Annotated in this window: 24 protein-coding genes; 15 read left to right on the forward strand and 9 right to left on the reverse strand. The window is 75.1% G+C overall.

What is annotated here, in order from left to right; translation table 11 throughout:
- The first annotated feature begins 375 nt into the window (after positions 1-375).
- The 4 genes from RVR_RS32990 (at position 376) to RVR_RS33005 (ending at position 4,373) form a co-directional block, all read left to right on the forward strand.
- The gene (locus RVR_RS32990; RefSeq protein WP_202237585.1) at positions 376-909 is read left to right on the forward strand and encodes a flavin reductase family protein; all 534 of its coding nucleotides are present in this window, start codon (positions 376-378) and stop codon (positions 907-909) included.
- Positions 910-1,112: 203 nt separating this feature from the next.
- On the forward strand, positions 1,113-1,898 hold the full coding sequence (locus RVR_RS32995; protein WP_202237586.1) for an electron transfer flavoprotein subunit beta/FixA family protein: 786 nt from the start codon (positions 1,113-1,115) through the stop codon (positions 1,896-1,898).
- 61 nt (positions 1,899-1,959) lie between these two features.
- Positions 1,960-2,922, forward strand: coding sequence for an electron transfer flavoprotein subunit alpha/FixB family protein (locus RVR_RS33000; protein WP_202237587.1), 963 nt, complete (start codon positions 1,960-1,962; stop codon positions 2,920-2,922).
- 200 nt (positions 2,923-3,122) lie between these two features.
- Positions 3,123-4,373, forward strand: coding sequence for a DUF6986 family protein (locus RVR_RS33005; protein WP_202237588.1), 1,251 nt, complete (start codon positions 3,123-3,125; stop codon positions 4,371-4,373).
- Between the two features lie 102 nt (positions 4,374-4,475).
- On the opposite strand, the gene RVR_RS33010 is transcribed toward RVR_RS33005, so the two are convergent.
- The gene (locus RVR_RS33010; RefSeq protein WP_202237589.1) at positions 4,476-5,465 is read right to left on the reverse strand and encodes a LacI family DNA-binding transcriptional regulator; all 990 of its coding nucleotides are present in this window, start codon (positions 5,463-5,465) and stop codon (positions 4,476-4,478) included.
- A 467-nt stretch (positions 5,466-5,932) separates the two neighbouring features.
- On the opposite strand from RVR_RS33010, the gene RVR_RS33015 reads away from it, so the two are divergent.
- Positions 5,933-6,898 (forward strand): ROK family protein, encoded by a 966-nt coding sequence (locus tag RVR_RS33015; protein ID WP_202237590.1) that lies wholly within the window; start codon positions 5,933-5,935, stop codon positions 6,896-6,898.
- Between the two features lie 194 nt (positions 6,899-7,092).
- On the opposite strand, the gene RVR_RS33020 is transcribed toward RVR_RS33015, so the two are convergent.
- Positions 7,093-8,220: an FAD-dependent oxidoreductase gene (locus RVR_RS33020; RefSeq protein ID WP_202237591.1), complete on the reverse strand. Its 1,128-nt coding sequence runs from the start codon at positions 8,218-8,220 to the stop codon at positions 7,093-7,095.
- Between the two features lie 104 nt (positions 8,221-8,324).
- Between RVR_RS33020 and RVR_RS33025 the strand changes: the two genes are divergently transcribed.
- Entirely contained in the window at positions 8,325-9,044 is a 720-nt protein-coding gene (locus RVR_RS33025; RefSeq protein ID WP_202237592.1) for a TetR/AcrR family transcriptional regulator, read from the forward strand.
- Positions 9,045-9,117: 73 nt separating this feature from the next.
- On the opposite strand, the gene RVR_RS33030 is transcribed toward RVR_RS33025, so the two are convergent.
- Positions 9,118-10,341 (reverse strand): ROK family protein, encoded by a 1,224-nt coding sequence (locus tag RVR_RS33030; RefSeq protein ID WP_237405109.1) that lies wholly within the window; start codon positions 10,339-10,341, stop codon positions 9,118-9,120.
- A 17-nt stretch (positions 10,342-10,358) separates the two neighbouring features.
- Between RVR_RS33030 and RVR_RS33035 the strand changes: the two genes are divergently transcribed.
- The gene (locus RVR_RS33035; RefSeq protein WP_202237594.1) at positions 10,359-11,735 is read left to right on the forward strand and encodes an MFS transporter; all 1,377 of its coding nucleotides are present in this window, start codon (positions 10,359-10,361) and stop codon (positions 11,733-11,735) included.
- Positions 11,736-12,295: 560 nt separating this feature from the next.
- Positions 12,296-12,826 (forward strand): DUF3291 domain-containing protein, encoded by a 531-nt coding sequence (locus RVR_RS33040; RefSeq protein WP_202237595.1) that lies wholly within the window; start codon positions 12,296-12,298, stop codon positions 12,824-12,826.
- Here the strand turns inward: RVR_RS33040 and RVR_RS33045 are convergent.
- On the reverse strand, positions 12,816-13,208 hold the full coding sequence (locus tag RVR_RS33045; protein WP_202237596.1) for a MarR family winged helix-turn-helix transcriptional regulator: 393 nt from the start codon (positions 13,206-13,208) through the stop codon (positions 12,816-12,818). The two genes, RVR_RS33040 and RVR_RS33045, sit on opposite strands and share 11 nt — an antisense overlap.
- Before the next feature lie 85 nt (positions 13,209-13,293).
- Here RVR_RS33045 and RVR_RS33050 point away from each other — a divergent pair, with 85 nt between their 5' ends.
- Positions 13,294-14,829, forward strand: coding sequence for an MFS transporter (locus RVR_RS33050; RefSeq protein ID WP_202237597.1), 1,536 nt, complete (start codon positions 13,294-13,296; stop codon positions 14,827-14,829).
- A gap of 110 nt (positions 14,830-14,939) precedes the next feature.
- Here RVR_RS33050 and RVR_RS33055 read toward each other — a convergent pair whose 3' ends face one another.
- Entirely contained in the window at positions 14,940-16,253 is a 1,314-nt protein-coding gene (locus RVR_RS33055; RefSeq protein WP_202237598.1) for a geranylgeranyl reductase family protein, read from the reverse strand.
- A gap of 191 nt (positions 16,254-16,444) precedes the next feature.
- Here RVR_RS33055 and RVR_RS33060 point away from each other — a divergent pair, with 191 nt between their 5' ends.
- A complete protein-coding gene (locus tag RVR_RS33060) occupies positions 16,445-17,818 on the forward strand; it encodes a dipeptidase (RefSeq protein WP_202237599.1) in 1,374 nt (457 codons plus the stop codon).
- Between the two features lie 72 nt (positions 17,819-17,890).
- Here RVR_RS33060 and RVR_RS33065 read toward each other — a convergent pair whose 3' ends face one another.
- From RVR_RS33065 to RVR_RS33080, 4 genes are all read right to left on the reverse strand, one after another.
- Positions 17,891-18,925, reverse strand: a complete 1,035-nt coding sequence (locus tag RVR_RS33065; protein ID WP_202237600.1) for an NUDIX hydrolase — start codon at positions 18,923-18,925, stop codon at positions 17,891-17,893.
- Positions 18,926-19,057: 132 nt separating this feature from the next.
- A complete protein-coding gene (locus RVR_RS33070) occupies positions 19,058-19,969 on the reverse strand; it encodes a DUF2797 domain-containing protein (RefSeq protein ID WP_202237601.1) in 912 nt (303 codons plus the stop codon).
- A gap of 414 nt (positions 19,970-20,383) precedes the next feature.
- Positions 20,384-20,890: an ATP-binding protein gene (locus RVR_RS33075; RefSeq protein ID WP_202239534.1), complete on the reverse strand. Its 507-nt coding sequence runs from the start codon at positions 20,888-20,890 to the stop codon at positions 20,384-20,386.
- 164 nt (positions 20,891-21,054) lie between these two features.
- Positions 21,055-22,095 carry a LysR family transcriptional regulator gene (locus tag RVR_RS33080; RefSeq protein ID WP_237405110.1) on the reverse strand — a complete coding sequence of 347 codons (1,041 nt, stop codon included), beginning with the start codon at positions 22,093-22,095 and terminating at the stop codon, positions 21,055-21,057.
- Between the two features lie 134 nt (positions 22,096-22,229).
- Here RVR_RS33080 and RVR_RS33085 point away from each other — a divergent pair, with 134 nt between their 5' ends.
- From RVR_RS33085 to RVR_RS33105, 5 genes are all read left to right on the forward strand, one after another.
- Complete coding sequence (locus tag RVR_RS33085; RefSeq protein WP_202237602.1) at positions 22,230-22,925, forward strand: type 1 glutamine amidotransferase domain-containing protein; 696 nt, start codon at positions 22,230-22,232, stop codon at positions 22,923-22,925.
- Between the two features lie 39 nt (positions 22,926-22,964).
- A complete protein-coding gene (locus tag RVR_RS33090) occupies positions 22,965-23,477 on the forward strand; it encodes an SRPBCC family protein (RefSeq protein ID WP_202237603.1) in 513 nt (170 codons plus the stop codon).
- A gap of 165 nt (positions 23,478-23,642) precedes the next feature.
- Positions 23,643-24,479: an alpha/beta fold hydrolase gene (locus RVR_RS33095; protein ID WP_202237604.1), complete on the forward strand. Its 837-nt coding sequence runs from the start codon at positions 23,643-23,645 to the stop codon at positions 24,477-24,479.
- A 176-nt stretch (positions 24,480-24,655) separates the two neighbouring features.
- Positions 24,656-25,402, forward strand: coding sequence for a molybdopterin-dependent oxidoreductase (locus RVR_RS33100; RefSeq protein ID WP_202237605.1), 747 nt, complete (start codon positions 24,656-24,658; stop codon positions 25,400-25,402).
- Entirely contained in the window at positions 25,383-26,063 is a 681-nt protein-coding gene (locus tag RVR_RS33105) for a cytochrome b/b6 domain-containing protein (protein WP_237405111.1), read from the forward strand. The genes RVR_RS33100 and RVR_RS33105 overlap by 20 nt, the downstream gene beginning before the upstream one ends.
- Positions 26,064-26,122 lie beyond the last annotated feature (59 nt).

The following is a 26,122-nucleotide window of genomic DNA, read 5'->3' on the forward strand; positions in this document are numbered from 1 at the left end:
GCCCGGCGACCGCGTCCGCCGGCCGTGCGGGCGGCGGGCCGTGCGGGCCGCGGGCTGTGCGCGCGCCGTCGAGGAGGCCCGGGCGGCGGCCCTGCGGAGCCGGCATCGGCGGGGTCGGGCGGGGGAGTGCTGGTCGGCGGTGGCGGGAACACACCACCGCGCCTGCGTGATCGTCGTTCCACCTGCCCGTGCACCCTTGACGGCCGGCACCGTGAATCGTGACTCTGACGTCATGTCCCGGGTCCGTTCCGGGCATCGGGACCGCTGCCCGGATCGCGCGCCGCGGCCCGGCCGCCCGGCGCCGTCTCCCGGCTCCGGCAGCGACCCCGCGGGGCACCGCACCGCCCGCCCGCCACGGAAGGACGTGTCCATCCCGTGACCGCAACGCCCGACCTCGCCTCGCCCCGTCCGGACCCGCCGGACGTCGACCCGGACGTCTTCCGGTCGGTCTTCCGCCGCCACGCCGCGGGTGTCGCCGTCGTCACGGCGCAGGGGGCGCGCGGCCCGGTCGGGTTCACCGCGACCTCGCTCGCCTCGGTCGCCGTCGAACCCCCGCTGCTCTCCTTCGGCATCAGTGTCGGCGCCTCCTGCTGGCCGGCGGTGTCGGCCGCCGAGCACGTCGGGGTGCACGTCCTCGGCGACCACCAGGGCGAACTGGCCGCCCTCTTCGCGAGGTCCGGGGCCGACCGCTTCGCGCCGCCGACCCGGTGGTCGCGCGGCCCGTACGGAGTGCCGCTGCTCGACGGGGTCGCCGCCTGGCTGGTCGGACGGGTGGAGGGACGGGTACCGGCCGGAGACCACCGGATCGTGGTGGCCAGGGCGGTCGCCGGGGACCCGCGCGGGCCCGGTGGGCCGCTCGTTCACCACCAAGGGGGCTTCCACCGGCTGCCGGGTTACGCCGGGCGCTGACGCGGGCAGGCGGGAGAGCGGGGTCGGGCACGTCGGGCACGTCACAGTTCACGGGCCTTGCGAAGGCGCCGACGCCTCTGTGTACTGACGAGTAATATGTTCGGCGGGGGCAGTTGCCGCGCCCTGGCATGGCCCGCCCGCGCGGGAGCCTAACCTGGGCAGTTCACGAAGACGTGCAGGACGGAAGCAGTAGGAGAGCAGGCGTGAGCTTGAGGATCGTAGTCGCAGTGAAGTATGTGCCTGATGCCACGGGTGACCGTCATTTCGCCGAGGACCTGACCACCGACCGCGACGCGGTCGACGGCCTGCTATCGGAGTTGGACGAGTATGCCGTGGAGCAGGCGCTCCAGATCGCGGAGGCCGCCGACGACGCGGAGGTCACGGCGGTGACGATCGGTCCGGAGGACGCGCGGGGTGCGGTGCTGAAGGCGCTCCAGATGGGTGCGGCCAAGGGTGTGCACGTGGAGGACGACGCGCTGCACGGTACCGACGTGATCGGGACGTCGCTGGTGCTGGCCAAGGCCGTCGAGCACATCGGGTTCGATCTGGTGGTGACGGGGATGGCGTCGACGGACGGCACGGCGGGTGTGGTGCCGGCGTTGCTGGCGGAGCGGCTGGGTGTTCCGCAGGTGACGTTGCTGTCGGAGGTGTCGGTGGCCGGTGGGAAGGTGACCGGTCGTCGTGACGGTGATGTGGCCAGTGAGGAGTTGGAGGCGGCGCTGCCGGCGGTGGTGTCGGTGACCGACCAGTCGGGTGAGGCGCGGTACCCGTCGTTCAAGGGGATCATGGGGGCGAAGAAGAAGCCGTTGGAGACGTTGGACCTGTCGGATCTGGGGGTGGATCCGGCCGGCGTGGGTCTGGGCGGGTCCTGGACCGCGGTGCGGGATGCCACGGCGCGTCCGCCGCGGACGGCGGGCACGATCGTCAAGGACGAGGGCGAGGGCGGTAGGCAGCTCGCCGAGTTCCTGGCCGCGCAGAAGTTCATCTGAGCGGCCGCCTTCTGGTTGCCGCCCCGCTGTCTTTTTCCCTACGTGCAGGAGAACGATTTCCATGGCTGAAGTCCTCGTCTATGTCGATCATGTGGACGGTGCCGTCCGCAAGCCGACGCTTGAACTGCTCACTGTCGCCCGTCGGTTGGGTGAGCCCGTCGCGGTGTATCTGGGTGCGGGTGTCGAGGGGGCGGCGGAGGTGCTCGGTGCGCATGGTGCGGGTCGTGTGCTGGCTGCTGACGCGCCGGAGTTCGCGGAGTATCTGGTGGTGCCGAAGGTGGATGCGCTGGAGGCTGCGGTGAAGGCGGTGGGTCCGGTGGCGGTGTTGGTGCCGTCTTCGGCGGAGGGCAAGGAGGTGGCCGCGCGGTTGGCGTTGCGGTTGGGTTCGGGTGTGATCACCGATGCGGTGGATGTGGAGGCCGGTGCGGAGGGTCCGGTGGCCACGCAGTCGGTGTTCGCGGCGGCGTTCACCACGCGGTCGGTGGTGAGTCGGGGGGTCGCGGTGATCACGGTGAAGCCGAACGCGGCGCCGGTGGAGCCGGTGCAGGCGGCCGGGGCGGTGGAGGAACTGGCCGTGGTGTTCGGGGAGTTGGCTACGGGCACGAGGGTGGTCTCGCGTACGGCGCGTACGTCGTCGGGGCGTCCGGAGTTGACGGAGGCGGCGATCGTGGTTTCGGGTGGGCGGGGGGTGAACGGTGCGGAGAACTTCTCGGTGATCGAGGCGCTGGCTGATTCCCTGGGTGCCGCGGTGGGTGCCTCGCGGGCGGCGGTGGACGCGGGCTGGTATCCGCATTCCAACCAGGTCGGCCAGACCGGCAAGTCGGTCTCCCCGCAGTTGTATGTCGCCAACGGTATCTCCGGGGCGATCCAGCACCGGGCCGGGATGCAGACGTCCAAGACGATCGTCGCGGTGAACAAGGACGCCGAGGCGCCGATCTTCGACCTCGTCGACTACGGCGTCGTCGGCGACCTGTTCAACGTCGTCCCCCAACTCACCGAGGAGGTCAAGGCCCGCAAGGGCTGAACCCCCACCCGACACCCCGGCCCCCGCGTGCCCCCGGGTATGCGGGGGCCGCCGCGTGTCCGCGGCTCGGCGGTCCGACCGGCCGTCGCGGCCGACCGGCCTCCGCGCGGTCCGCCGCGCCCCGGCTGCCTGTTGACCGGGCGCGGGCGGCCCGGCTAGCTTGCGCTTCAACGGTCTGTTGAAATCCGGGGAGGGCGCAGATGCCGGCCGAGACGACACTCGCGGAGGCCGTACGCACACGGATCGGCGCCGCGCTGGCCGCCACCGACGCCGAGCTGGCCCGCCGCTACCCCGGCGACCGCGCCGCCCGCCAGCCCGTGCACACCGTGTACGTGCCCGCCGACGCCTTCGACGTCGGGACCGTGCGGGACTGGGGCGACCGGGCGCTGGCCGCACTCGACGCCCACGCGCCCGACGCCGCCGCGCTCGGCGCCGTCCTCGGCCTCACCGGCGACCTCGCCGCCGAGGTCCACGACAGGGTGCGCGCCAAGCTGCGCCGCGAACCCGTGGAGGACCTGCGGATCGACTTCGAGGACGGCTACGGCGCACGCCCCGGCGCCGAGGAGGACGCCGCGGCCGTGGCCGCCGCCCGGACCCTCGCCGCCGCGGTCGCCGACGGCACCGCGCCGCCGTACGCGGGCATCCGGATGAAGTGCATGGAGGCCGCCGTACGCGACCGCGGCATCCGCACCCTGGACCTGTTCCTCACCACCCTGCTCGACGGCGGTGCGCTTCCGGACGGGCTCGTCCTCACCCTGCCCAAGGTGACCTTCCCCGAGCAGGTCGCCGCGATGGCCGACCTGTGCGGGGAGTTCGAGCGGGCCGCCGGGCTGCCCGCGGGGCGGCTCGGCTTCGAGATCCAGATCGAGACCACCCAGGCCGTCCTGGGGCCCGACGGCACCGCCACCGTGCCCCGCCTCATCGACGCCGCCGGCGGCCGTGCGACGGCGCTGCACTACGGCACCTTCGACTACAGCGCCGCCTGCGGGGTCAGCGCCGCCCACCAGGCCATGGACCACCCGGCGGCCGACCATGCCAAGGCGGTCATGCAGGTCGCCGCAGCCGGCACCGGCGTCCGCCTCTCCGACGGCTCCACCAACGTGCTCCCCGTCGGTCCGACCGCCGACGTGCACTCCGCCTGGAGGCTCCACTACGGCCTGGTACGCCGCTCCCTGGCCCGTGCGTACTACCAGGGCTGGGACATGCACCCGGCGCATCTGCCGACCCGTTACGCGGCCACCTACGCCTTCTACCGGGAGGGCCTGGCCGCGGCTGCCGCCCGCCTCACCGCCTACACCTCCCGCACGGCCTCCGGTCCGGTCCTCGACGAGCCGGCGACCGCCCGCGCCCTGGCCGGCTACCTGCTCCGCGGCCTGCACTGCGGCGCCCTCGCCCCGGGCGAGGTCCCCGTGCCCCTCCCGGCCCTCACCGCGCTGGCCGGCGCCGCCTGAGGCGGTGGGCCGGTGTGCGGTCCCTCCCTGCTGTCCGCCGCCGCGCCCCGCGGTGCCGGAGGGCGTTCACGCGCCGGAACGGCTCCCGCGCCGCCCGGGCGCCTACTGCTGGGGAGGGAACTCGGCCGAGCCGCGCTCGATCAGGCGGACGGGCAGCTCGGTGCGGCTCGCGCCGTCCGTGACGATGCCGTCCAGCCGGCGGAAGAGCTGCTGCGCGGCCACCCGGCCGATCCCGGGCGCGTCCTGGGCGACCACGGTGATCGCCGGGTCCAGCACGTCCGCCAGTTCGAAGTCGTCGAAGCCGACGAGCGCGATCCGCTCCGGCCGCCCGGCCAGGACCCGCACCGCGGTCACCGTCACCCGGTTGTTCCCCGCGAACAGCGCCGTCACCGGCTCCGCCCCGCCCAGCATCGCGTCGAGCGCCGCCTCGACCCGCTCCGGCGTGGTGGGGCCCATCGCGTACCACTCCGGCCGCACCTTCAGCCCCGCCGACGCCATCGCCTCGCGGTACCCCCGCAGGCGCTCGCCCGCGGTGTGGATGCCGGGCTGGTCGCCGATGAACCCGATCCTGCGGTGGCCGTGCGCGATCAGGTGCGCGACGCCCTCCCGGGTGCCGCCCGCGTTGTCGGTGAGCACCACGTCCGCGTCCAGCCGCCCGGCCGGCCGGTCCACGAAGACCGTCGCGACCCCGGCCGCGATCTCCGGCAGGAGATAGCGGTGGTCGTCCCCCGCCGGCACCACGACCAGCCCGTCCACCCGCCGCGCGCAGAACGCCAGCACCAGTTCCTGCTCCCTGCGCGGGTCCTCGGCGCTCGACCCGGTGAACAGCAGCGCGCCGTGCGAGCGGGCCACGTCCTCCACCGCCCGGCTGAGCGCGGCGTAGAAGGGGTCCGCCAGGTCCTCCAGCACCAGGCCCACGCTGGCCGTGCGCCGGGTCCGCAGGAGGCGCGCGCTGTCGTTGCGCCGGAAGCCCAGCGCGTCGATCGCGGCCTGAACGCGGGCCGCGGTGTCAGGCGTCACACCGGGTTCCTCGTTCACCACCCGCGACACCGTCTTGAGGCCGACGCCCGCCCGCGCGGCGACATCCTTCATGGTGGGCCGGGGTGCACGTCCTGGTGTTTGGGTCACGGTCGTAGTATTCCCTGCGACAAGAGATGGACAACGTTGTCACGATCAGGTGAGACTACCCTCGTCCGCACCCTTGTCGTCAGCGACCCCGCAAGCAGCACAGGACGAACGCCCCGCGACCGAACACCCACGCTCCGCATCCATCCGACCGTCACCGAACGCCCACGGAACACACCCCCTCCGACCACCTGGCACCCCGCGCGACGCACCGCCCGACGCGCGCCGCGCCTCCCGACACGCCGCAGGTCACCGCGCGGCACGGCACCCGCAGTCCGGGGTCCGTGGTCCCGCGGTCCGCACGACGCACCCGCACCATCCGCACGACGCACTCACCACCCGCACTCCCCGCACCGCACCCGCACGACGCACGCACCACGACACGCCCACCGCGGGCACCACGTACGCACAACGCACAAGGAGACGCCGCAGCGATGCACCCTGACAGCGCGACCGGTCCACTCGTGGCCGCACTGGACATCGGCGGCACCAAGATCGCCGGAGCCCTCATCGACTCCGAGGGGCGGTTGCTGGCGCGCGCCCTGCGGCCCACGCCCGGCGGACCGGACGGTGAGCTGGTGATGGGCGCGGTCGACGAGGTGCTCGCCGAACTGCGGGCCGCCCCGCGGTGGGACGGGGTCGTGGCGGTCGGGATCGGCAGCGCCGGACCGGTGGACGCGGCGCAGGGGACCGTCAGCCCGGTCAACGTGCCCGGCTGGCGCGAGTTCCCGCTCGTGCCGCGCGTCTCGGCGGCCGTCGGGGGCCTGCCCGTGGTGCTGACGGGCGACGGCGTCGCGATGACCGCGGCCGAGCACTGGCAGGGTGCCGCCCGCGGCTACGACAACGCGCTGTGCATGGTGGTGTCCACCGGCGTCGGCGGCGGGCTGGTGCTCGGGGGCGCGCTGCTGCCCGGGCCGACCGGCAACGCCGGGCACATCGGGCACATCAGCGTCGACCTCGACGGCGACCGGTGCCCGTGCGGGTCGCGCGGCTGCGTGGAGCGGATCGCCAGCGGCCCCAACATCGCCCGCCGCGCCCTCGACGAGGGCTGGCAGCCGCTGCCCGGCGCGGCGCCGACGGCCGCGTCCGTCGCGGAGTCGGCCCGCCGGGGGGACGCCGTCGCGCTGGCGTCCTTCGACCGGGCCGCCCAGGCCCTCGCCGCCGCCATCGCGGCGACCGCCACGCTGGTGGAGATCCACGTCGCCGTGATCGGCGGCGGCGTCTCCGCGGCCGGCCCGCTGCTCTTCGACCCGCTGCGCGAGCACCTGGCCCGGTACGCCACGCTCTCCTTCGCCGCCGGGGTCGACGTGGTGCCGGCGAAGCTCGGTACGGACGCGGGCCTGGTCGGCGCCGCGGCGGCCGCGGCGCAGGCGCTCCAGCTCTTCCCGACCACGGCGTAGGGGCCGCGCCCCGGGCCGTCGACGTCCGGCCCGGGGCCACGCCCCGGGCGGTCGCCTCGCGGTGGGCTTCGGGCCGTCTGCGGGTTGCCGGGCTGCCCGCAGGGGGTGTCGGGGGCGGCGGTGGGTCCCCGCCCGGCGGGGCGCGGGGGTTCGGATGTCACGTTGCCGGCTGCACTTGCAGACGGCGTGCGGCTTCAGCGGGTCCGCGCGGCGGCGGTGAACAGGGCGATGACGCCCTCGGGGGTGTCGGGGCCGAAGAGGAGCTCGTGGAGTTCGTCGCCGTCGGCGGCCGCCGCGGCGCTGCGCGGGAAGAGCGCCTGCTCGTAGGCGGTGAGGGCCGCCTCGACGTCGCCGGGGTGCGCCGCGAGCGCGCCGGCGAGCTCGGCGCCGTCGTACATCGCGAGGTTGGCGCCGTCGCCGTTGGGGGCCGCGAGGTGGGCGGCGTCGCCCAGCAGGGTCACCCCGGAGACGCGGTCCCAGCGGTGGTCGACGGGTAGGGCGCTGAGGGTGCGCAGGACCGGCGGGGTCTCACCGTCGGTGATCAGCGCGGTCAACTCCGGCGCCCAGCCGTCGAACTCCCGGGCGATCCGCGCGGCCGCCGCCGTGGGGTCGGCGAAGTCGACCGCGGCGAACCACTCCTGGGACCGCGAGAGCGCCACGTAGGTGTGCAGGGTTCCACCGCTCTCCCGGTGCGCCTGGATGCCCTTGCCGGGGGCGGTCGCGAGCAGCGCACCGCCGCCGACGGCCTTCGCGGCCGCGGGGTGCCGGGTGTCGGCGTCGAAGAGGTAGGTCTCGACGAACGACCTGCCGATGTACGCGGGCCGGGCGCCGGAGACCAGCGGGCGCACCCGGGACCACGCTCCGTCCGCGCCGACCAGCAGGGACGTGGTGAGGCTGGTGCCGTCGGCGAAGGCCACCTCGTGGCGGCCGCCGCCGAGCGCGCGGACGCCGGTGGCCTTGTGCCCCCAGCGGACGGTGCCGGCCGGGAGGGAGTCCAGCAGGACCCGGCGCAGCTCGCCGCGCAGCACCTCGGGACGCCCCCGCGAGCTGTCGTCGTCGTACAGCACCGTGCCGTCCGGGGCGAGCACCCGGGTGGCCTCACGGCCTTCGAGGATGATCCCGCGGAACGCGTCGAACAGGTCCGCGGCCCTGAGCGCGGGTTGGCCGGTGTCGTCGTGGATGTCGAGCATCCCGCCCTGCGCGCGGGCGGCGGGGGAGGGCTCGGCCTCGTGGACGGTGGCGGGGATGCCGTGGACGTGCAGGACGCGGGCGAGGGTGAGGCCGCCGAGTCCGGCTCCGATGATCGTGACGTGGGGTGCCATGGCTGACTCCTCGGGGTCGGGGCCGCCCCGGAATGCCGGCCGGCCAGGTGTGGAACGTTGTTCCAATGGTGGAACGGCGCTCCAGTCATGTCAAAATGGCGGGCATGGCAACGCGGACGACCCGCCGCTCGCAGCGGCGCACGGAGGCGCTCTCCCGGGAGCGCATCGTCGGGGCGGCGGTCGAACTGCTCGACAGCGCGGGCGAGGGCGGACTGACCTTCCGGGCGCTGGCCGAGCGCCTCTCCACCGGGTCCGGCGCGATCTACTGGCACGTGGCGAACAAGGACGAGCTGCTCGGCGCGGCGACGGACGCCGTGATCGCCGGTGCGCTGCCCGCCGGTCCGGGCGACCCCGCTGCCGGGCCGCGGGAGGAGATCCGCGCGGTCGCCCTCGGCCTGTTCGTCGCGATCGAGGAGCATCCGTGGCTGGCCACGCAGCTCTCGGCGCAGATGGCGCGCAACCCGTGGGGGCCGGTCACACCGCGGATCTTCGAGCGGGTCGGGCGGCGGGTGCGCGCGCTGGACGTACCCGAGGAGAACTGGTTCACGGCCACCTCGGTGCTGGTGCACTACGTCCTCGGCGCCGCCGGCCAGAACGCCGCGAACACCGCGGGCGCCCGGGCGCTGGGTCCGGACGCGGACCGCGCCGCGTTCCTGGACTCCGTCGCCAAGGCGTGGGAGGACCTGGACCCGGAGGACTACCCGCTGACCCGGGCGGCCGCGGACCAGATCCGCGACCACGACGACCGCGAGCAGTTCCTGGCCGGTGTGGACCTCGTCCTCGCGGGCGTCATGACGCTGCGGCCCGCCGCTCCGCCGTCCTGAGTCAGGCCCCGCGCCCCGCGCCCCCGCCCGCCGGGCCGGGCGGCCTGGCGGCGGGACCGGCGGGGCGGGACGTTCACACGCCGAGCGAGCCCAGGGGGTCGTCCAGGACCGGCTGCCAGGCGAGTTCGGCGGCGCCGACCAGGCTGTTGTGCTTCAGCGCGCACGCCAGCAGCGGGACGCCTCCGCTGCGCCCCCACAGACTGCGGTCGGCGACGACCGCGCGCAGCCGGTCGGGATCGGCGTCGAGCAGGTGGCCGTGCAGGCCGCCGAGCAGGATGCGGTCGGGGTTGAGCACGTTGACCAGCCCGGCCAGGCCGGTGCCGAGGCGGTCAATGAGGGTGTGGGCGGCGCCGCGCACGGCCGGGTCGTCGTACTCCGCGCGCAGGAGGTCCCGGGACTGCTCCAGGAGCGAGACCTCCGGTCCGGCCGGGCGCCCGGCGGCCTCGATGAAGGCGAGCGGGTCGGCCTCCACGTCGAGGCAGCCGCGCGAGCCGCAGTGGCAGGGCCGTCCGTCCGGACGGACGGTCAGGTGGCCCACCTCCAGGGCGAGTCCGGCGCTGCCGGTGTGCAGGCGGCCGTCGAGCACCAGGGCGCCGCCGACCCCGCGGTGCCCGGAGGCGACCACCAGCAGGTGCTGGGCGTCACGGCCGGCGCCGTGGCGGTGCTCGGCGAGCGCCGCCACGTTGACGTCGTTGCCCACGAAGCAGGGCACCGGGCGGCCGCCGGGACCGGTGATGCCGGCCTTGGACACCTGCTCGGTGAAGACCCTCAGCACCGGCGCGCCGGCCGGCCAGGCCAGGTGCAGCGGGTTGAGCGCGGTGCCCTCCGGCTCGGCGACCGCGGACGGCACCGCGAGCCCCGCGCCGACGCACTCCCGCCCGTGGGCGCGCAGCAGTTCCGCGCCGGCCGCCACCACCTCGCCGAGGACGTGCGCCGGGTCGGCCGGGACCGTCATGGAGCCGGGCGAGGTCGCCACCGTCTCGCCGCCGAGGCCGACCAGCGCGGCGCGGAAGCCGTCGGCGTGCACCTGGGCGGCGAGCGCGACCGGTCCCTCGGGGGCCACTTCCAGCCGGTGCGAGGGGCGGCCCTGCGCGCCGGAGGGCCCGGTCGGCCTGGTGTCGACCCGGATCAGGCCGAGAGCCTCGAGTTCGGCCGCCACCGCTCCGGCCGTCGCCCTGGTCACACCCAGTTCGGCGGTGAGCAGGGCGCGGGTCGGCGCGCGGCCGGTGTGTACCAGGCCGAGCGCTGGACCGAGCGCGCCTCGGCCGCGCTCAAGCCTTGTCCGAATCTGTGTCACCACTCTATTCTCACTTTGTGCCGACGCTGAACAAAATAGGGACGGCGCTGTCCCGATCCCACCACACATTCGCCCCCGACCCCGCGCTGCGCGCCCTGCGCGTCGCGTTGACGGTCTTCTTCGCGGTGGACGGGTTCCTGTTCGCCGGGTGGGTGGTGCGCATCCCCGCGATCAAGGCGCAGGTCGGTGCGTCCGCCGGGCAGTTGGGGCTGGCGCTGCTGGGCGTCTCGGTCGGGGCCATCGCCACGATGATGCTCACCGGGCGGCTGTGCCGTGCCTTCGGCAACGAGCGGGTGACCGTCGCGACGGCCGCCCTGCTGGCGGTCAGCGTGGCGCTTCCGCCCCGTACCCACTCGGCCCTCGCCCTCGGCCTGGTGCTGCTGCTCTTCGGCACGTCCTACGGGGGGCTGAACGTCGCGATGAACAGTGTCGCCGTGGACCTGGTCGCGGCGCTGCGCCGTCCGGTGATGTCCAGCTTCCACGCGGCCTACAGCCTGGGCGGGCTGCTCGGTGCGGGCATCGGCGGGCTGCTGGCGTCCCACCTGTCGCCCGCCACCCATCTGATGCTGCTCACGCCGATCGGGCTGGTGACGGTGGTGTTCGCGGGGCGGGTGCTGGTGGCGCACCCGCTGAGTCGGGGGCGGGTGGAGGTGGGCGCCGCGGGTGGGTCGGCCGCGGGGCCGGTGGCCGGTGGTTCGGCGGCGGGCGGGGCGGCCGGTGCGGCGCCGGGTGCTGAGGTGGCCGGGCGAGGTGGGGTGGGTGGCCGCGGTCGGGGGAGCGGGCGTGGTGACGCGGCCGGGGCGGGGGCGCCCACCACCGGGCGCGCGTCCTCCGGGCACCGGACCGCCCTGCTCGTCGCCGTGTTCGGCCTGATCGCCGGGTGTTCGGCCTACGGTGAGGGCGCGCTCGCCGAGTGGGGCGCGCTCCACATCCAGCAGGACCTGCACAACGGGCCCGGGATCGCCGCCGCCGGCTACGCGTGCGTCACCTCGGCGATGACGCTCGGGCGGTTGACCGGAACCGCGCTGCTCACGCGGCTCGGGCAGAGCCGTGCGCTGGTGCTCGGCGGTCTGACCGCGTGCGTCGGGATGCTGGTGGGCGCGCTCGCGCCGTTCACGGCGCTGGTGATGGTCGGGTTCGCGTGCACCGGGCTCGGGCTGGCGAACCTCTTCCCCACGGCCATCGCGCGGGCCGGCGCGCTGACCGGTCCGAGCGGTGTCGCCGCGGCGTCCACCCTCGGGTACGGCGGGATGCTGCTCGGACCGCCCTCGATCGGGTTCCTGACGGACGCGGTGGGGCTGCCCATCGCGTTGACGACGGTCTCCGCGCTTGCCGCGGTCGCGGCGGTGATCGCCTGGTCGGTGCGGCATACTTCGGCGCCTCGGGCGGTCTGAGGGGGCGGGGGCCGGGCGGGTCGGCGGTGGCCCGGCTCGGGTGGGGGTGGGGCGCGTTGGCTGCGGCGGCGGGGTTCGGGACTGCATATTTACGGCGCCCGCGGGTCCCTCGTCAGCTTGCCGTTCTTTCCCGCGCCACAAATATACGAACGTCCCGAACCCCGCCCCCTCCGCCCCCGCTCACGTTCCCCGGGGTCCGGTGTCCCGGGGTGGGGTGGGTGGGATGTGGGTGGGTGGGTTCCCGGCTCGCGTTCCCCGGGGTCCGGTGTCCCGGGGTGGGGTGGGTGGGATGTGGGTGGGTGGGTTCCCCGCTCGCGTTGCCCGGGGTTCCGGTGTTCGGAGATGGGGGTGGGGGTCCCGCTCGCCTTCCCCGGGGGCCCGGTGTTCGGAGATGTGGGTGGGTGGGCCTCCTGGTTGCTTGTCGGACAAGGGGGGTGCGGGAGGGCATGTGGGGTGAAAGAGCGCAACTTCGACAGGAGTTGTCGGGGCGGCTAGCTTCTGCTGGTCCTCGGCGCTCGCCGGCGGACGTACACCAGGCACCCCCGAACAGGGAGATACGTATGCCCCGGCTTGCGCTGTACACGTTCGGCGTCCTCAAGGCGCCGCTCGCCGATCCCGCGCCCATCGTGCGCGAGTTCCACGAGCGGGGTGAGGCCGTCTACCGGGGGATCGGCGGGCATGCGGGGTACCTCGGCCGGGCCGAGCCGGCGGAGGGTGCGAGGGGCGACCTGTTCGAGCTGGACTGGGGTGCGTGGGGGGAGTTCGCCGTGCCGGGCTGGTACGGCAAGGGGCGTACGGCCGACACCACGGCCCTGGCCGCGACCCTGTCCCTCTGGACCGGCCTGGAGGCGGCCTTCGACGCCGTCTACGGGGGACCGCACCGGGAGGCGCTGAACCGGCGGTACGACTGGTTCGAGCGGACGGGGCACCCGGGGTACGTGTTCTGGTGGGTGCCGGACGGGGTGACGCCCACGTGGCGGGACGGGGTCTTGAGGCTGGAGCACCTTCACGGCCGCGGGCGCGCGCCGTACGCCTTCGACTTCCGCGGTTTCTTCACCCCGGAGGGGGACCCGGTCCGGGTCAGGACCTGACGAGCATCCGTTCCAGGACGGCGCGGTGGTGGGGGCGGGCCTGCTCGTAGCGGGTGCGGCCGGCATCGGTGATGGCGACCCGCACGCCGCGCCGGTCCTCGCTGCAGATGCCGCGGTCGACCAGGCCCTCCTTCTCCAGGCGGGCCACCAGCCGGGACAGCGCGCTCTGGCTGAGGTGGACGCGGTCGGCCAGTTCCTGCACGCGGAACGTGCAGCCGTCCTCCGCGTCGTCGCCGACCAGGACGTCCAGCACCTCGAAGTCGCTGGCGCCGAGTCCGTACTGGTGCAGCTCGCGGTCGATCTCACAAGCCGTACGGGCGTGAACAGCGAGGATGTCCCGCCATTCCTGCACGAGCGCGCGCTCACCCTTGTCGCCGGTCATGGCGCCACGGTAGCAGAAAACGGACCATTATGCGCGGTCATTTAATGCGCTTGCATTGGATGCGCGTGCATGTACTCTGTTCGGCATGACCTCTCCGTCAGTCCCGTCCCCCTCCGTCCCCCGCTCCGACGAGCGATGGAGCGCCCTGCAGTGGGGCACCCTCCTCGTGCTGTGCGCCGCGCTCTTCCTCGACGCCCTCGACGTCTCGATGGTCGGCGTCGCGCTGCCCTCGATCGGCAGCGACCTGCACCTGTCCACGTCCTCGCTGCAATGGGTCGTCAGCGGCTACATCCTCGGCTACGGCGGCCTGCTGCTCCTCGGCGGCCGGGCGGCCGACCTGCTCGGCCGGCGCCGCGTCTTCCTGACCGCGCTCGCGGTCTTCGCGGTGGCCTCGCTGCTCGGCGGCCTGGTCGACTCCGGCGACCTGCTGATCGCCACCCGGTTCGTCAAGGGCCTCAGCGCCGCGTTCACCGCGCCCGCGGGCCTGTCCATCATCACCACGACCTTCGCCGAGGGCCCGGTCCGCAACAAGGCGCTGACGATCTACTCCAGTTGCGGGGCGACCGGCTTCTCGATGGGCCTGGTGCTCTCCGGGTTCCTCACCGAGGCCGGCTGGCGCTGGACCATGCTGCTGCCCGCGCCCGTCGCGCTGGTCGCGCTCGTCGCCGGGCTGAAGCTGATCCCGAAGTCGCCGCGCGAGAAGGCCGACGGCCGCGGGTTCGACCTGCCGGGCGCGGTCACGGGCGCCGGCTCGATGCTGCTGCTGGTGTTCACCGTGGTCTCGGCCTCGACCGCCGGGTGGGCCTCCGCCCGCACGCTCGGCTCCTTCGCCGCGGTCGCGGTCCTGCTGGCCGCCTTCGTCGCCATCGAGCAGCGCTCGTCCCACCCGCTGGTCCGGCTCGGGGTGCTCCGCGACTCCCGGCAGGTGCGCGCCAACCTCGGTGCCGCCACCTTCTTCGGGTCCTACGTCGCCTTCCAGTTCCTCGTCACGCAGTACCTCCAGAACGTGCTGGGCTACAGCGCCATGCAGACCGCGCTCGCGTTCCTGCCCGCGGGCTCGCTCGTCGCGATCCTGTCCACCCGGATGGGGCCGGTCGTCGACCGGTTCGGCACCCCGCGGGTGATCGCGGCGGGCTTCACCTCACTGGTCGTCGGCTACGTCCTGTTCCTGCGGATCGGCCTGCACCCGAACTACGCGGCCGTCATCCTGCCCTCGATGCTGCTGCTCGGCGGCGCCTTCGCCGCTGCCTTCCCGTCGCTGAACATCCAGGCGACCAACGGCGTGCGCGACGAGGAGCAGGGCATGGTCTCCGGGCTGCTGAACACGTCCTTCCAGGTCGGCGGCGCGATCTTCCTCGCCGTCGTCACCGCGGTGGTCACCTCCGGCGCGAACGGGCACCCCGCGAGCCCGCAGGCCACCCTCGACAGCTACCGGCCCGGCCTGTGGGTCGTCACCGGGGTCGGCTTCGCCGGGCTGCTGCTCACCCTGAGCGGGCTGCGCCGCCGCCGTCCCTCGTACGGCATCCTCGTCGCCTCCTCGGAGACGGAGGCGGCCCGCGCCGACGGCGGGCAGGGTGCGGACGTGAGCGTCGACGACGGCCGCGTCGCCGCCCGCGACTAGGGCCTGAACGGCCGGCCCCGCGCGAGGAGGGAACGCGCGGGGCCGACCCGCGCCCTGACGGCGACGCCGTCCGTTGACCGCCTGCCGGCTCCGACCGGGCCCCGCCCGGGTCAGGGGCGGTCGACGGCGTCCAGGGCGCGGCGCGCGATCGAGTGGCTGCGGACCAAATCGGCCAGCGAGCGCTTCCCGCGGGTGATCCCGGCGAACGCCCGCCAGGCCGGCGGGAAACTGGTGAGCGCCGCGTGCAGCAGTCCGGGGCGCCGTTCGAACAGCGCCAGCATCCGCCGTCCCACGCCCATCTCGACGCCCAGTCCGGCCTTGACCGCGAAGGCGTAGTTCAGGGCCTGCCGGCGGGCGTCCACCGCGTCGTGGGCCTCGGCGATGCGCACCGCCCACTCCCCGGCCAGCCGGCCGGAGCGAAGCGCGTAGGAGATGCCCTCGCGGGTCCAGGGCTCCAGCAGCCCGGCGGCGTCGCCGCAGACCAGCACCCGGCCGCGGGAGAGCGGCGAGTCGTCGGCGCGGCAACGGGTCAGGTGCCCGGAGGAGACGCTCGGTTCGAAACCGGACAGGCCCAGCCTGGCCACGAAGTCGTCGAGGTAGCGCTTGGTGGCGCCGCCGTCGCCGCGCGCCGAGATGACCCCCACGGTCAGCGAGTCGCCCTTGGGGAAGACCCAGCCGTAACTGCCCGGCAGCGGGCCCCAGTCGATGTGCACCCGGCCGGCCCAGTCCTCCGCGACCGAGGCGGGCACCGGGATCTCGGACTCCAGCCCGAGGTCGACCTGGTCGAGCTTCACCCCGACGTGTGCTCCTATCCGGCTGGCACTGCCGTCGGCGCCGACCACGGCCCGGGCGTAGACGGTCTGCTCCTCGCCGCGCGGGACCCCCGGGCCGCCGGTCACCACGACCGCGACGGTGCGGCGGTCCGGCACGCCCGGGCCGTGCTGCTCGACCCGGGAGACGGTCACGCCGGTGCGCACCTCCGCGCCCGCCTCGCGGGCGGCGTCCACCAGCCCGGCGTCGAACTCGGGCCGGTTGATCAGGCCGAAGAGCATCTGGCGGGAGCGCTTGGTGCGGGTCAGCCGGCCGTTGAGGCTGAAGGTGACCGCGTGCACCCGGTCGCGCAACGGGAGTTCGTAGCCGGGCGGCAGCGCGTCACGGGACGGCCCGATGATGCCGCCGCCGCACGTCTTGTAGCGCGGCAACTCGGACTTCTCCAGCAGCAGGACCCGCCGACCGGTCACGGCCGCCGCGTGGGCGGCGGACGCGCCCGCCGGTCCCGCACCGACCACCACGACGTCCCAGACCGGCTCGGTCCCGTCGTTCTCCGCACCGCTGCCCTGGGCCGGCTGCTCACCGCTCACGTCGTTTTCGCTCCCGCTCGCCACGCTCGGCTGTCGTCGCTGTTCAGCGCTGTCCGCAAGCATCCTATTGCGCCCGTGGCCAAGGGCTCGCTGTGGCACCATCGGCAGTCGGCCCGCCGGTACCGGCGGGGGTGCCGGTCTGCCGGTGCCCGTCCTTCTTTGTCGGCCTTCGTCCCGCCGGTTCCGGCCGCCCCCGCGGCGGCGGTCCCCGGCCCTCCTCCCTCCGTCCGCCCGCCGCCCCACCAGGAGCATCCATGTCCTCAGTCCCGCTGTCCGAGACCGTCGCGTCGCTGATCCCCCGTGCCAGGACCGATCTGGCCGAGCTGGTGTCGTTCGCGTCGGTGGCCGACGAGCGGCAGTTCCCCCGCAGCGAGTCGCAGAAGGCGGCGGCCTGGATCGCGGAGGCGCTGCGCGCGGAGGGCTTCGAGGACGTCGCGCTGCTCGACACGCCGGACGGCACCCAGTCGGTCTACGGCCTGCTGCCCGGCCCGGCCGGCGCGCCCACGGTGCTGCTCTACGCGCACTACGACGTCCAGCCGCCGCTGGACGAGTCCCGGTGGCTGTCCCCGCCGTTCGAGCTGACCGAGCGGGACGGTCGCTGGTACGGGCGCGGCGCGGCGGACTGCAAGGGCGGCCTGGTGATGCACCTGACCGCGCTGCGGGCGCTGCGCGCGCACGGCGGCGTCCCGCTCAACGTCAAGGTGATCGTGGAGGGTTCGGAGGAGCAGGGCACCGCCGGCCTGGAGGTGTACGCGGAGGAGCACCCCGACCTGCTGACCGCCGACGCGATCGTGATCGGCGACACCGGCAACTTCCGGGTCGGCCTGCCGACGGTCACCGCCTCGCTGCGCGGCATGGTGGTGTCCGAGGTCCGGGTGGCCACCCTCGCGGGCAACCTGCACTCGGGGCAGTTCGGCGGTGCCGCCCCCGACGCGCTGGCCGCGCTGATCCAGATGCTGGCCACGCTGCGCGACCCGTCCGGCGCGACCACCGTGGACGGCCTCGACAACTCCGGCGAGTGGACCGGACTCGCCTACGACGAGGCCGACTTCCGCCGCGACGCCAAGGTGCTCGACGGTGTGGAGCTGATCGGCGACGGCACCGTCGCGGACCGGCTGTGGGCCCGGCCCGCCGTGACCGTGCTGGGCATCGACGCCCCCGCCGTGGTGGGCGCCACCCCCTCGGTGCAGGCCGAGGCGGGCGCCCTCGTGAGCGTCCGGGTGCCGCCGGGCGCCGACGCGGCCAAGGCCGCCGAGGCGCTGGAGAACCACCTGCGGGCGGCCGCGCCCTGGGGCGCCAGGGTGGAGGTGCGGCAGAGCGGCAGCGGCCAGCCGTTCGCCGCCGACACCGGCAGCCCGGCGTACGCCTCGATGGCCGAGGCGATGCGGGAGGCGTACGGCCAGGAGATGGCGATCGTGGGCCAGGGCGGGTCGATCCCGCTGTGCAACACCCTCGCCACGCTCTACCCGTCCGCCGAGATCCTGCTGATCGGACTGAGCGAGCCGGAGGCGCAGATCCACGCGGTCAACGAGAGCGTGTCTCCGCAGGAACTGGAGCGGCTGTCGCTGACCGAGGCGCTGTTCCTGCGCCGGTACGCCGCGGCGCACCCCGCCGGCCAGGAGTCCTGACCGGCGGCGGCCGCCGCCCGCGGGGACCGGGGCGCGGGGCACGGCGGGTGCGCCCGGCGCCCCGGCCCGCGGTCACCGCGCGGGGTGGCCGGCCTCCAGGCTCAGCGCGCGGCCCTGCTCCCGTGCCCGCAGCGCCCATCGCAGGCGGTCCAGCCGGACCGGTGGCAGCAGGCCGGCGGCCTCGTCCTCGGTGACGAAGCGCCAGCCGCGCAGTTCGTCCTCGGGCAGCAGCAGCCGGCCGATGTCCGCCGACGGCATCCGGCCGCCGTCGAAGAGCAGCCGCAGCCCGCCGTGTCCCGGCGGCTGCGGCGGTTCCCAGTCCACGACGAGCAGGTCGAGCCCGCCGGGCAGCTCGATGCCCAACTCCTCGGCCACCTCCCGGTGTCCGGCCCGGGACGGCGACTCGCCGCGCTCCACGATGCCGCCGGGGAACTCCCAGCCCGGCTTGTAGGTCGGGTCGACCAGCAGCACCCGGTCGGCGTCGTCGAAGAGCAGCACGCCCGCGGCGACCGTCTCGGCGCGCGGCTCGGGCGTCTGGACGATGCCGCACACGCCCTCGCCGCGGCCGATCGCCTCGGTCACGGCCACCGCGGTCTGCCGCGGGTCGAGCCCGGCGGTGTCGATCACGTGCGCGTCGGCGGCCAGCCAGGGCAGCGCCGCGGTGTAGTCCACGACGCGGTCGAGCGCCCAGCGGCGGGCGGTGTCGTCGGCGCCCGGGTCGTCGGGACCTGCCGTCCGGGCCGCGATACGGGCGCGGAGGATCGTTTCTCCCGGGTCGAGCAGGACGTGCCGCACCTCGATGCCCCGGGCCGCGAGCCCGCCGAAGATCTCGTCGCGGTGCTCCTGGCGCAGCAGCGTCATCGGTGTGATGAGCACGCCGCCGACCTCGGCGAGCAGCGAGGCGGCGGTCTCCACCACCAACCGCCGCCAGATCGCGAGGTCCTGGTAGTCGGTGACCTCCTGGAGCCGCTTCTCCGGCAGCAGTTGGCGCAGGCAGCCGCCGAGCACCTCGGGTTCGTACAGGGTGCTCTCCGGTACCAGGTCCAGCATCTCCCGCGCCGCGCCGGACTTGCCGGCGCCGAACGCCCCGTTCACCCAGATGATCACGGTGCCCCCTTCTCCGTTGACCCCTACGAATTGCCCGGATCATCGGCACCGGCAAACGCACCCGGTCACGTGGTGACACCCGGTGGTCCCGAGGTGCCCGAGCGGGGTCGCGCGCGGCGCCGCCGGCGGCGGTCAGAACAGGGCTTCCTGCGGCGGCGCGGGGGAGCGCAGCGGTGCGGTCGGGGCGGCGCGGGCGTCGGCGGGCTCCCGGCCCGGGCCCGGACGGCGCAGCGGCCACCCCGCCGCCAGGCGGGTGTCGAACAGCAGCGGGCCGCCGGGGGTGTCGAGGTACACGTCGTGTCCCGCGACCGCGCGGACCGTGCCAGCCAGCGCGCAGCCGGGCACCAGCGCGGTGACCTCGGCGGCCGGGGGAGGGGGCGGCGGGTCGGCGGCGAGCCCGAACACCTCGGCGTGGTCCACGCAGTGCGGCGGCGCGGGCGCGAGCGACTCCGGCAGCCGGTCGCGCAGGGACGCCGCCCGCGCGTGCAGCGCCGCCACCTCGGCGGCGCGGGCCGCCGCGTCCGGCAGGCGGTGCCGGGCCGCCCGCTTGGCCGGGTCCCGCACCCGGTCGGGCACGTCAAGGGCGCTGCCCAGCACCGATTCCGTCCGGCGCGCGGCCATCAGCGGCCCCTCGCCGAGGAAGGCGAAGCACACCGCCGCCTGCTCCAGCAGGCGCACGCGCCCCCGGGCCGCCGCGGTGATGCCGACCTTGAGCAGACCGGGCCCGAAGTACGCCAGGTACACGCGGTACGGCCGGCCGTCGTCCGGCACGGTGTCCGTGGCGACCGAGGACCTGCGGTCCAGCGCGGCGCAGGGCTCGCACTGGTCGCGCCGCGCGCCGGGCGGCAGGTCGGCGGCATCCGGGCACGGGATGGTGCGATCCGCGCGCCGCACCCCCGCGCACCGCCGCGCCGCGGAGCCGTCCACCGACAGGCGCAGGGCACTGCCGAGCGGGAGGGGGCTCGCACGCACGCCGTGCGAGGGGTGCCACCACGTCCAGTGGGCGCCCTCCTCCCGCCAGCGCGTGCCCGTGCTCCGCCACATGCCGTCCACGGTAGGGCCCACCACCGACAGTCGGCCGTGCACGCTCTGGCCGCGCGCCGGGCGCCCGCGCCGGTGGCCTGGCGCCGGCGGCCCTCGCCGCCCGGGGGCGCCGTCCGCCGGAAGCCGGCTGCCTGGTGCGCGGCGGCCTTCCGCGTGGCGGCGTGGACCAGGCCGCGGACCGGTGGGCGGGTGCGGGTGGCCGGCCCGGGTGCCGGTCCGCGCGGGCGGCGGTCGCCGGGCCGGCCGCCGCCTCCCGTCCGGCGGGAGGCGGCGGCAGGACCGGCGCTCACCTGCACGCTTCACGCTTCACGCTGTGTGCGCTCCGCGCGAGCCCGCGCGGTGCGGGACGTCGTCGCGTCGGGCGTCTCCGGCCCCTCCGGCCTCTCCGGCCTCTCCGGCGTGTCCGGCGTGTCCTCAGGCGACCGAGGCCGCGACGGCGACGCGGTCGGGGGCCGCGGTCTCCTCCAACGGCACCGTGGCGGTCCGCAGCGGGACGAGCGTCGCCTGCCGCGCGGGGGTGCGCAGCATGAACCACACCACCTTGCCGGTCTCGTCGGGCAGCAGGTCGGTGCCCCAGCCGTCGCACATCGCCTCGACCATCGCCAGCCCGCGGCCGGTGGTCGCGGTCGGCTCCATCGGCTGGAGATGCGGCAGCCGCGGGTCGTGGTCGGTGACGGCCACGGTTAGGCGGTCGGGTACCAGGGTCATCCGCACCGCGCACTGCTTGTCGGGCCGCGCGTGGCGGTGCACGTTCGCCAGCAGCTCGCTGATGCCGGTGGCGGCCGCGTCGACGAGCGACTCCACCCGCCAGTAGCGCAGTTGGGCCGACACGATGCGGCGGATCTGCTGGATGCGGTACGGATGCGCCTCGAGTTCGAGCGCGCACTCATGGCGTACCGGGTCGGTCTGGTCGGATTGCATGATCACGGCTGCGACTCCCTCCGCGGTGGGGCCGGCGTCCCGTGCGGGACCAAGCCTCACCGCTCCGATGGGAACACTTGAGCGGGGATGCGTAGAGTGACTGCGGCAGTACTCCGTGATGCGTCCTCAGGTTCACCCGTTGCGGGGGTGCGCGCAACTCGGAGCTACCAGCCGGATGCCGCCGTCCGCAACCGGTCGCGGACGCGGAGCACGTCGGGGTTGGCGTCCGCGCCCGGGCGCTGGACCAGGAAGAGGGTGTTGAGCGGCGGTTCCTGCGGGGCGTGCAGGAGGGCCAGCCTGCCGGAGTCCAGGTACTCCTGGCACAGCGAGCGCGGCAGCACGCTGAATCCGGCGCCCGCGTTCACCGCCGACAGCACCGCGTAGAGGTTCGGCACGGTGACCGCGGCCCGGGCGGTGAGCTGCCTGCCGAACACGCTGCGCCAGTAGCGCCGGACGATCGGCTGGTCCTCGGCGTACGCCACCATCGGGACCTCGCGCAGCGCCGCGCCCAGGTCGTCGCCGCCGGACGCCGCGGCCACGCGCTTCGCCCAGGCGGGGGCGGCGACCAGCAGGTACTCCTCGTCGGCGAGCGGCACGGACTCCAGGGCCCGGCCGCGCGGCCGCCGGGTGGCGATCACCAGGTCGTGCCGGCCCGCGCGCATCTCCTCCAGCAGCGGCTCGGGCAGGCCCTGGGAGACGCGCAACTGCACGCCGTCGGCGACCAGCGGCACCAGCGCGGGCAGCACCCGGACGCACAGCAGCTCCGACGGCCCGGCCAGGTGGACGGGCACCGCCGCGCTGCCGGTGTCCTCCAGCGTGGCCAGGGCGTCGATCGGTCCGGCGATCCGCCCGGCGAGTTCGTGGGCGTAGGGGGTCGGCTCGGCGCCGCGCGGCAGCCGGCTGAACAGGTCGCGACCGGTCTGCTGCTCCAGGGTGCGGATCTGCGCGGTGACGGTGGGCTGGGAGAGCCCGAGCAGCGGCGCCGCCGCGGTGAAGGACCCGGCCCGGTACACGGCCAGGAACGTCCGCAGCAGGTTCAGGTCCGCGTGCGGCGGCAGTTGGGAGCCCCCGGCCGCTGCCGGCCTCAGGTCGGCCGCGGCAGGCTTCGGGCCGGTCGCGGCGGGCCGGCGTGCGGCCGGCGCCCGCTCTTCCGCGGCGTCCGGTGTCCGGTGCTCCATGGCGTCCACCGTAGCAAGTGCCGCCATCGGGGTTCCTATGCCGGACATCGGCTTCCCTATTGGCAGGCGGATGGCTGCGCCGACTACCGTCGGGTGGGTCGCCGGGCGGCCGCACGCCGCTCCGACGGAGGCGACACAGCCAGCAGCACGGGAGAGAGCACATGGCGAGGATCCTGTTCGTGATGACCGGCGCCGACCACTGGACGCTGGCCGACGGCACCACCCACCCCACCGGGTTCTGGGCCGACGAGGCGGCCGTCCCGTACGAGGCGTTCCGGGCCGCCGGCCACGCGGTCACGGTCGCCACCCCGGGCGGCGTGGTGCCGCCGGTCGATCCCGCGAGCCTGGCCGCCGGTGCCAACGGCGGCGAGGACAACGCCCGTACGGTCCGGGCCGTGGTCGAGGGGGCACCGGAGTTCGCCTCCCCGGTCGCGCTGGCCGGGGTACGGCTCGACGACTTCGACGCGGTGTACGTGCCCGGCGGCCACGGGCCGATGGAGGACCTGGCGGTCGACGCCGACGCCGGGCGGCTGCTCACCTCGGCCCTGGACCGGGGCCTGCCGGTGGGCGTGGTCTGCCACGGCCCGGCCGCCCTGCTCGCCGCCGTGCGGGAGGACGGCGGCAACGCGTACGCCGGCTACCGGATCACCGCCTTCACCAACGCCGAGGAGCGGCTGGCCGGCAGCGCCGACGGGGCCAGGTGGCTGTTGCAGGACCGGCTCACCGAGGCCGGACTGGAGGTCGAGGCAGGCGAGCCGTGGGCGCCGCACGTCGAGGTGGACCGCAACGTCGTCACCGGCCAGAACCCCGCGTCCTCCGGTCCGCTCGCGGCCGAACTCCTCAAGAAGCTCGCCTGAGGCCGCCCGCGCCTCCGCTCCCTCGGAAGGAATCCCCCCATGACCACGCAGAACGCGATCAACTGGCCCGAGAAGTACCTCCCCGGCACCTGCGACAACTTCGTCTCCAACGAGGTGATCGCCAGGGGCGTGACCGCCGACCGGGTCTGGCGCCACCTCACGGACACCTCCACCTGGGAGTCCTTCTACGACAACGTCTCCGACATCTCCTTCCCGCACGGCGGCGGCCCGCGGCTGGAGGACGGCCGGGAGTTCTCCTTCAGCACCTTCGGTTTCCCGCCGCTGGCCGCCCGCGTCGTGGAGTTCCGGGCCCCGGCCGGGGGCGAGCCCGGCCGACTGTCCTGGACCGCCCTGCAGGACGGTCCGCCCGAGGAACGGCTCGACGTGCTGCACGCGTGGCTGGTCGAGGACCTCGCGGGCGGGCGGGTCCGCGTCCTGACGCAGGAGAGCCAGATCGGGCGCCCGGCCGCGGAGTTGGCCGGACAGGTGCCCAACCCCATGCTCAACGGCCACCAGGCGTGGCTCGACGGCCTGCTGGCCGCCTCCCGCTGACCGCGACCGGGACCGCGGGTTCCCGCCGCGCCGCCCCACCCCGCGCACCGGCACCGTAGGCTGCCGGTGCGGGGGACAGGGGAGGCGGCGGCGCACGGCGCCGGGGCGCGGATCGCCCGGCGCGGTCACGGAATCGGGCGCCGCGGGAACGGAGGGGGAGCCCGGATGGGCAGTGTTCACGTCAACGGGATCACGATCGGCCACGACGACACCGGCGGGGGAGGGGGACCGGAGGCGGGCGGCGGCCCGGCGGTGCCGCTGCTCCTGGTCCACGGCCACCCCTTCGACCGCACCATGTGGGGCCCGCAGGTCGCCGTCTTCGGCGCCGGGCGCCGGGTGATCGCCCCCGACCTGCGCGGCTACGGAAAAAGCACGGTGCGGTCCGGCAGTACCGGACTCGACGTGTTCGCCCGCGACCTCGCCGCCCTGCTCGACGCCCTGGAGGTGGAGCGGGCGGTGCTGTGCGGGCTGTCCATGGGCGGCCAGGTGGTGCTGGAGTTCCACCGGCTGTTCGCCGCGCGCGTCGCCGGACTCGTGCTCGCCGACACCTTCGCGCAGGGCGAGACCCCCGCGGGCCGCAAGGAGCGGTACGACCGGGCCGAGGTGCTGGAGCGCGACGGCATGGCGGCGTACGCGCACGGCGTGCTCGACTCGATGGTGGACCCCGGGACCGTCCGCGATCAGCCGGAGGTGGCCGCGCACGTCCTGCGGATGATGCTCGGCGCGCCGCCGCAGGGCGCCGCCGCCGCGCTGCGCGGCCGCGCCGAACGCCCGGACTACACCGGCACGCTGGCGCGGATCGCGGTGCCGACCCTGGTGGTCGTCGGGCGCCGGGACGTCTTCACGCCCGTGTCCGACGCGGAGTTCCTGCACGAGCGCATCGCCGGCTCCCGGCTCGCGGTCGTCGAGGGCGCGGGCCACATGCCGAACCTGGAGCGGCCCGGCGCGTTCGACGCCGCGCTGGCGGGCCTGCTCGCGGCCGTGGACGCGCGGGAGCGGTAGGCGGACGCGCGCGGCCGGGGTGGACGCGTGAGGTCGGGGTGGACGCGCGCGGTCGGGGTGGGCGTGTGCGGCCGGAACGGGCCACCCGGGGTGGGCCCCGCCCCGGAGATGTGACGAAACACTGACATCGGCCGCCGTCCCTGGCCCTCAGGGTCCCCGCGTGGTCGAATCGTTGCATGGACAACCACACGGCCGGCGCCGAACCCGGCCCCGAGGAGGGGCGCGGCACGCCGGTCGGACGGCGGTTGGTGCTGGGCATGCTCGGCCTGGGCGCGGCGGGTGTCGGGGTCGGCGGCGCGGTGCAGGGCCGGCTCGACTCGATCCTCGCCTCGGTCAGCGCCAAGGACCCGACGGGGGTGACCGGACTGCTGCCGGGCGGCGGCGGTTTCCGGTTCTACTCCGTCTCCGACTCCATCCCGCACCGCGGTGAGAGCGACTACCGGCTCACGGTCGGCGGCCTCGTGGACCGGCCCGCCTCCTACCGGCTCGCCGACCTGCGTGCCCTGCCCCAGACCCGGCTGGTGCGCGACGTGCAGTGCGTCACCGGCTGGCGGGTGCCGGGGACCGCGTTCTCCGGGGTGCGGCTGTCCACCCTGCTGGACGCCGCGGGCGTCAAGTCGCCCGGCGCGGCGGTGCACTTCACCTGCTTCGACGGCGTCTACACCGAGAGCCTCACCCTCGCGCAGGCGCGCCGCAGCGACATGCTGGTCGCCCTCACCATGAACGACAAGCCGGTCACCGCCGCCCACGGCGGACCGGTCCGCCTCTACGCGGCCCCGATGTACTTCTACAAGTCCGCCAAGTGGCTGTCGGGCATCACCGTCACCGAGAAGGTGGAACGCGGCTACTGGGAGCAGTACGGATATGACGTCGACGGATGGGTCGGAAAGTCCAACGGACGCCATGACGCGCCCACGTCGTGACCGCCCGGCGCCCGCCGGGACCGTACGGCGCTTCACTCGCGCCGAGACCTGGGTGCACCGCACCCTCAACACCCTCATGGCGGTCTGCGTGTTCACCGCCGCCTGCCTGTACTTCCCGCCGCTCGCCGAGATCGTGGGCCGCCGCCGGCTGGTGGTGACCGTCCACGAGTGGTCCGGTGTCCTGCTGCCGGTGCCGCTCGTCCTCGGACTCGCCTCCCGCGCCTACCGCGCCGACACCCGGCGGCTGGGCCGGTTCTTCCCGCACGACTGGACGTGGCTGCGCACCGCCGTGCGCGAGCGCCGCCGCGACGCCCGGCACGCGGGCAAGTTCAACGCCGGGCAGAAGCTCTACGCCGCCTTCGCCGTCGGCGCGGTCCTGATCATGATCGGCACCGGCCTGATCATGTGGTTCCCCCGACTGAGCCCGCTGCTGTGGCGGACCGGCGCCACCTTCGTCCACGACTGGCTCGCGCTGCTCGTCGCCGCCGTCATCACCGGGCACGTGTGGTTCGCCGCCTCCGACCCCGAGGCACGGCGCGGCCTGCGCACCGGCCGGGTGCCCGGCTGGTGGGCCCGCCGGGAGCACCCGCTGTGGCGCGCCGAACCGCCCGCCCCGGGCGCCGGCGACACTCCCGACGGCCCCGGCGGACAGGCGCGCTGACCGCGGCCGCCGCGGGCCGCAGGGCCCCGCCGCCGCGGCCGGTTCGGTTCCGTTACAGC

This window comes from Streptomyces sp. SN-593, assembly GCF_016756395.1.
In the GTDB taxonomy this organism is placed as follows: domain Bacteria; phylum Actinomycetota; class Actinomycetes; order Streptomycetales; family Streptomycetaceae; genus Actinacidiphila; species Actinacidiphila reveromycinica.

Excerpts from the sequence above, each read along its gene's own strand:
- RVR_RS33000 (WP_202237587.1), top strand. The coding sequence starts at position 1,960 with ATGGCTGAAGTCCTCGTCTATGTCGATCATGTGGACGGTGCCGTCCGC.
- RVR_RS33005 (WP_202237588.1), top strand. The coding sequence starts at position 3,123 with ATGCCGGCCGAGACGACACTCGCGGAGGCCGTACGCACACGGATCGGC.
- RVR_RS33010 (WP_202237589.1), bottom strand. The coding sequence starts at position 5,465 with ATGAAGGATGTCGCCGCGCGGGCGGGCGTCGGCCTCAAGACGGTGTCG.
- RVR_RS33015 (WP_202237590.1), top strand. The coding sequence starts at position 5,933 with ATGCACCCTGACAGCGCGACCGGTCCACTCGTGGCCGCACTGGACATC.
- RVR_RS33020 (WP_202237591.1), bottom strand. The coding sequence starts at position 8,220 with ATGGCACCCCACGTCACGATCATCGGAGCCGGACTCGGCGGCCTCACC.
- RVR_RS33025 (WP_202237592.1), top strand. The coding sequence starts at position 8,325 with ATGGCAACGCGGACGACCCGCCGCTCGCAGCGGCGCACGGAGGCGCTC.
- RVR_RS33040 (WP_202237595.1), top strand. The coding sequence starts at position 12,296 with ATGCCCCGGCTTGCGCTGTACACGTTCGGCGTCCTCAAGGCGCCGCTC.
- RVR_RS33045 (WP_202237596.1), bottom strand. The coding sequence starts at position 13,208 with ATGACCGGCGACAAGGGTGAGCGCGCGCTCGTGCAGGAATGGCGGGAC.
- RVR_RS33050 (WP_202237597.1), top strand. The coding sequence starts at position 13,294 with ATGACCTCTCCGTCAGTCCCGTCCCCCTCCGTCCCCCGCTCCGACGAG.
- RVR_RS33055 (WP_202237598.1), bottom strand. The coding sequence starts at position 16,253 with ATGCTTGCGGACAGCGCTGAACAGCGACGACAGCCGAGCGTGGCGAGC.
- RVR_RS33060 (WP_202237599.1), top strand. The coding sequence starts at position 16,445 with ATGTCCTCAGTCCCGCTGTCCGAGACCGTCGCGTCGCTGATCCCCCGT.
- RVR_RS33070 (WP_202237601.1), bottom strand. The coding sequence starts at position 19,969 with ATGTGGCGGAGCACGGGCACGCGCTGGCGGGAGGAGGGCGCCCACTGG.
- RVR_RS33075 (WP_202239534.1), bottom strand. The coding sequence starts at position 20,890 with ATGCAATCCGACCAGACCGACCCGGTACGCCATGAGTGCGCGCTCGAA.
- RVR_RS33080 (WP_237405110.1), bottom strand. The coding sequence starts at position 22,095 with ATGGCGGCACTTGCTACGGTGGACGCCATGGAGCACCGGACACCGGAC.
- RVR_RS33085 (WP_202237602.1), top strand. The coding sequence starts at position 22,230 with ATGGCGAGGATCCTGTTCGTGATGACCGGCGCCGACCACTGGACGCTG.
- RVR_RS33090 (WP_202237603.1), top strand. The coding sequence starts at position 22,965 with ATGACCACGCAGAACGCGATCAACTGGCCCGAGAAGTACCTCCCCGGC.
- RVR_RS33095 (WP_202237604.1), top strand. The coding sequence starts at position 23,643 with ATGGGCAGTGTTCACGTCAACGGGATCACGATCGGCCACGACGACACC.
- RVR_RS33100 (WP_202237605.1), top strand. The coding sequence starts at position 24,656 with ATGGACAACCACACGGCCGGCGCCGAACCCGGCCCCGAGGAGGGGCGC.
- RVR_RS33105 (WP_237405111.1), top strand. The coding sequence starts at position 25,383 with ATGACGCGCCCACGTCGTGACCGCCCGGCGCCCGCCGGGACCGTACGG.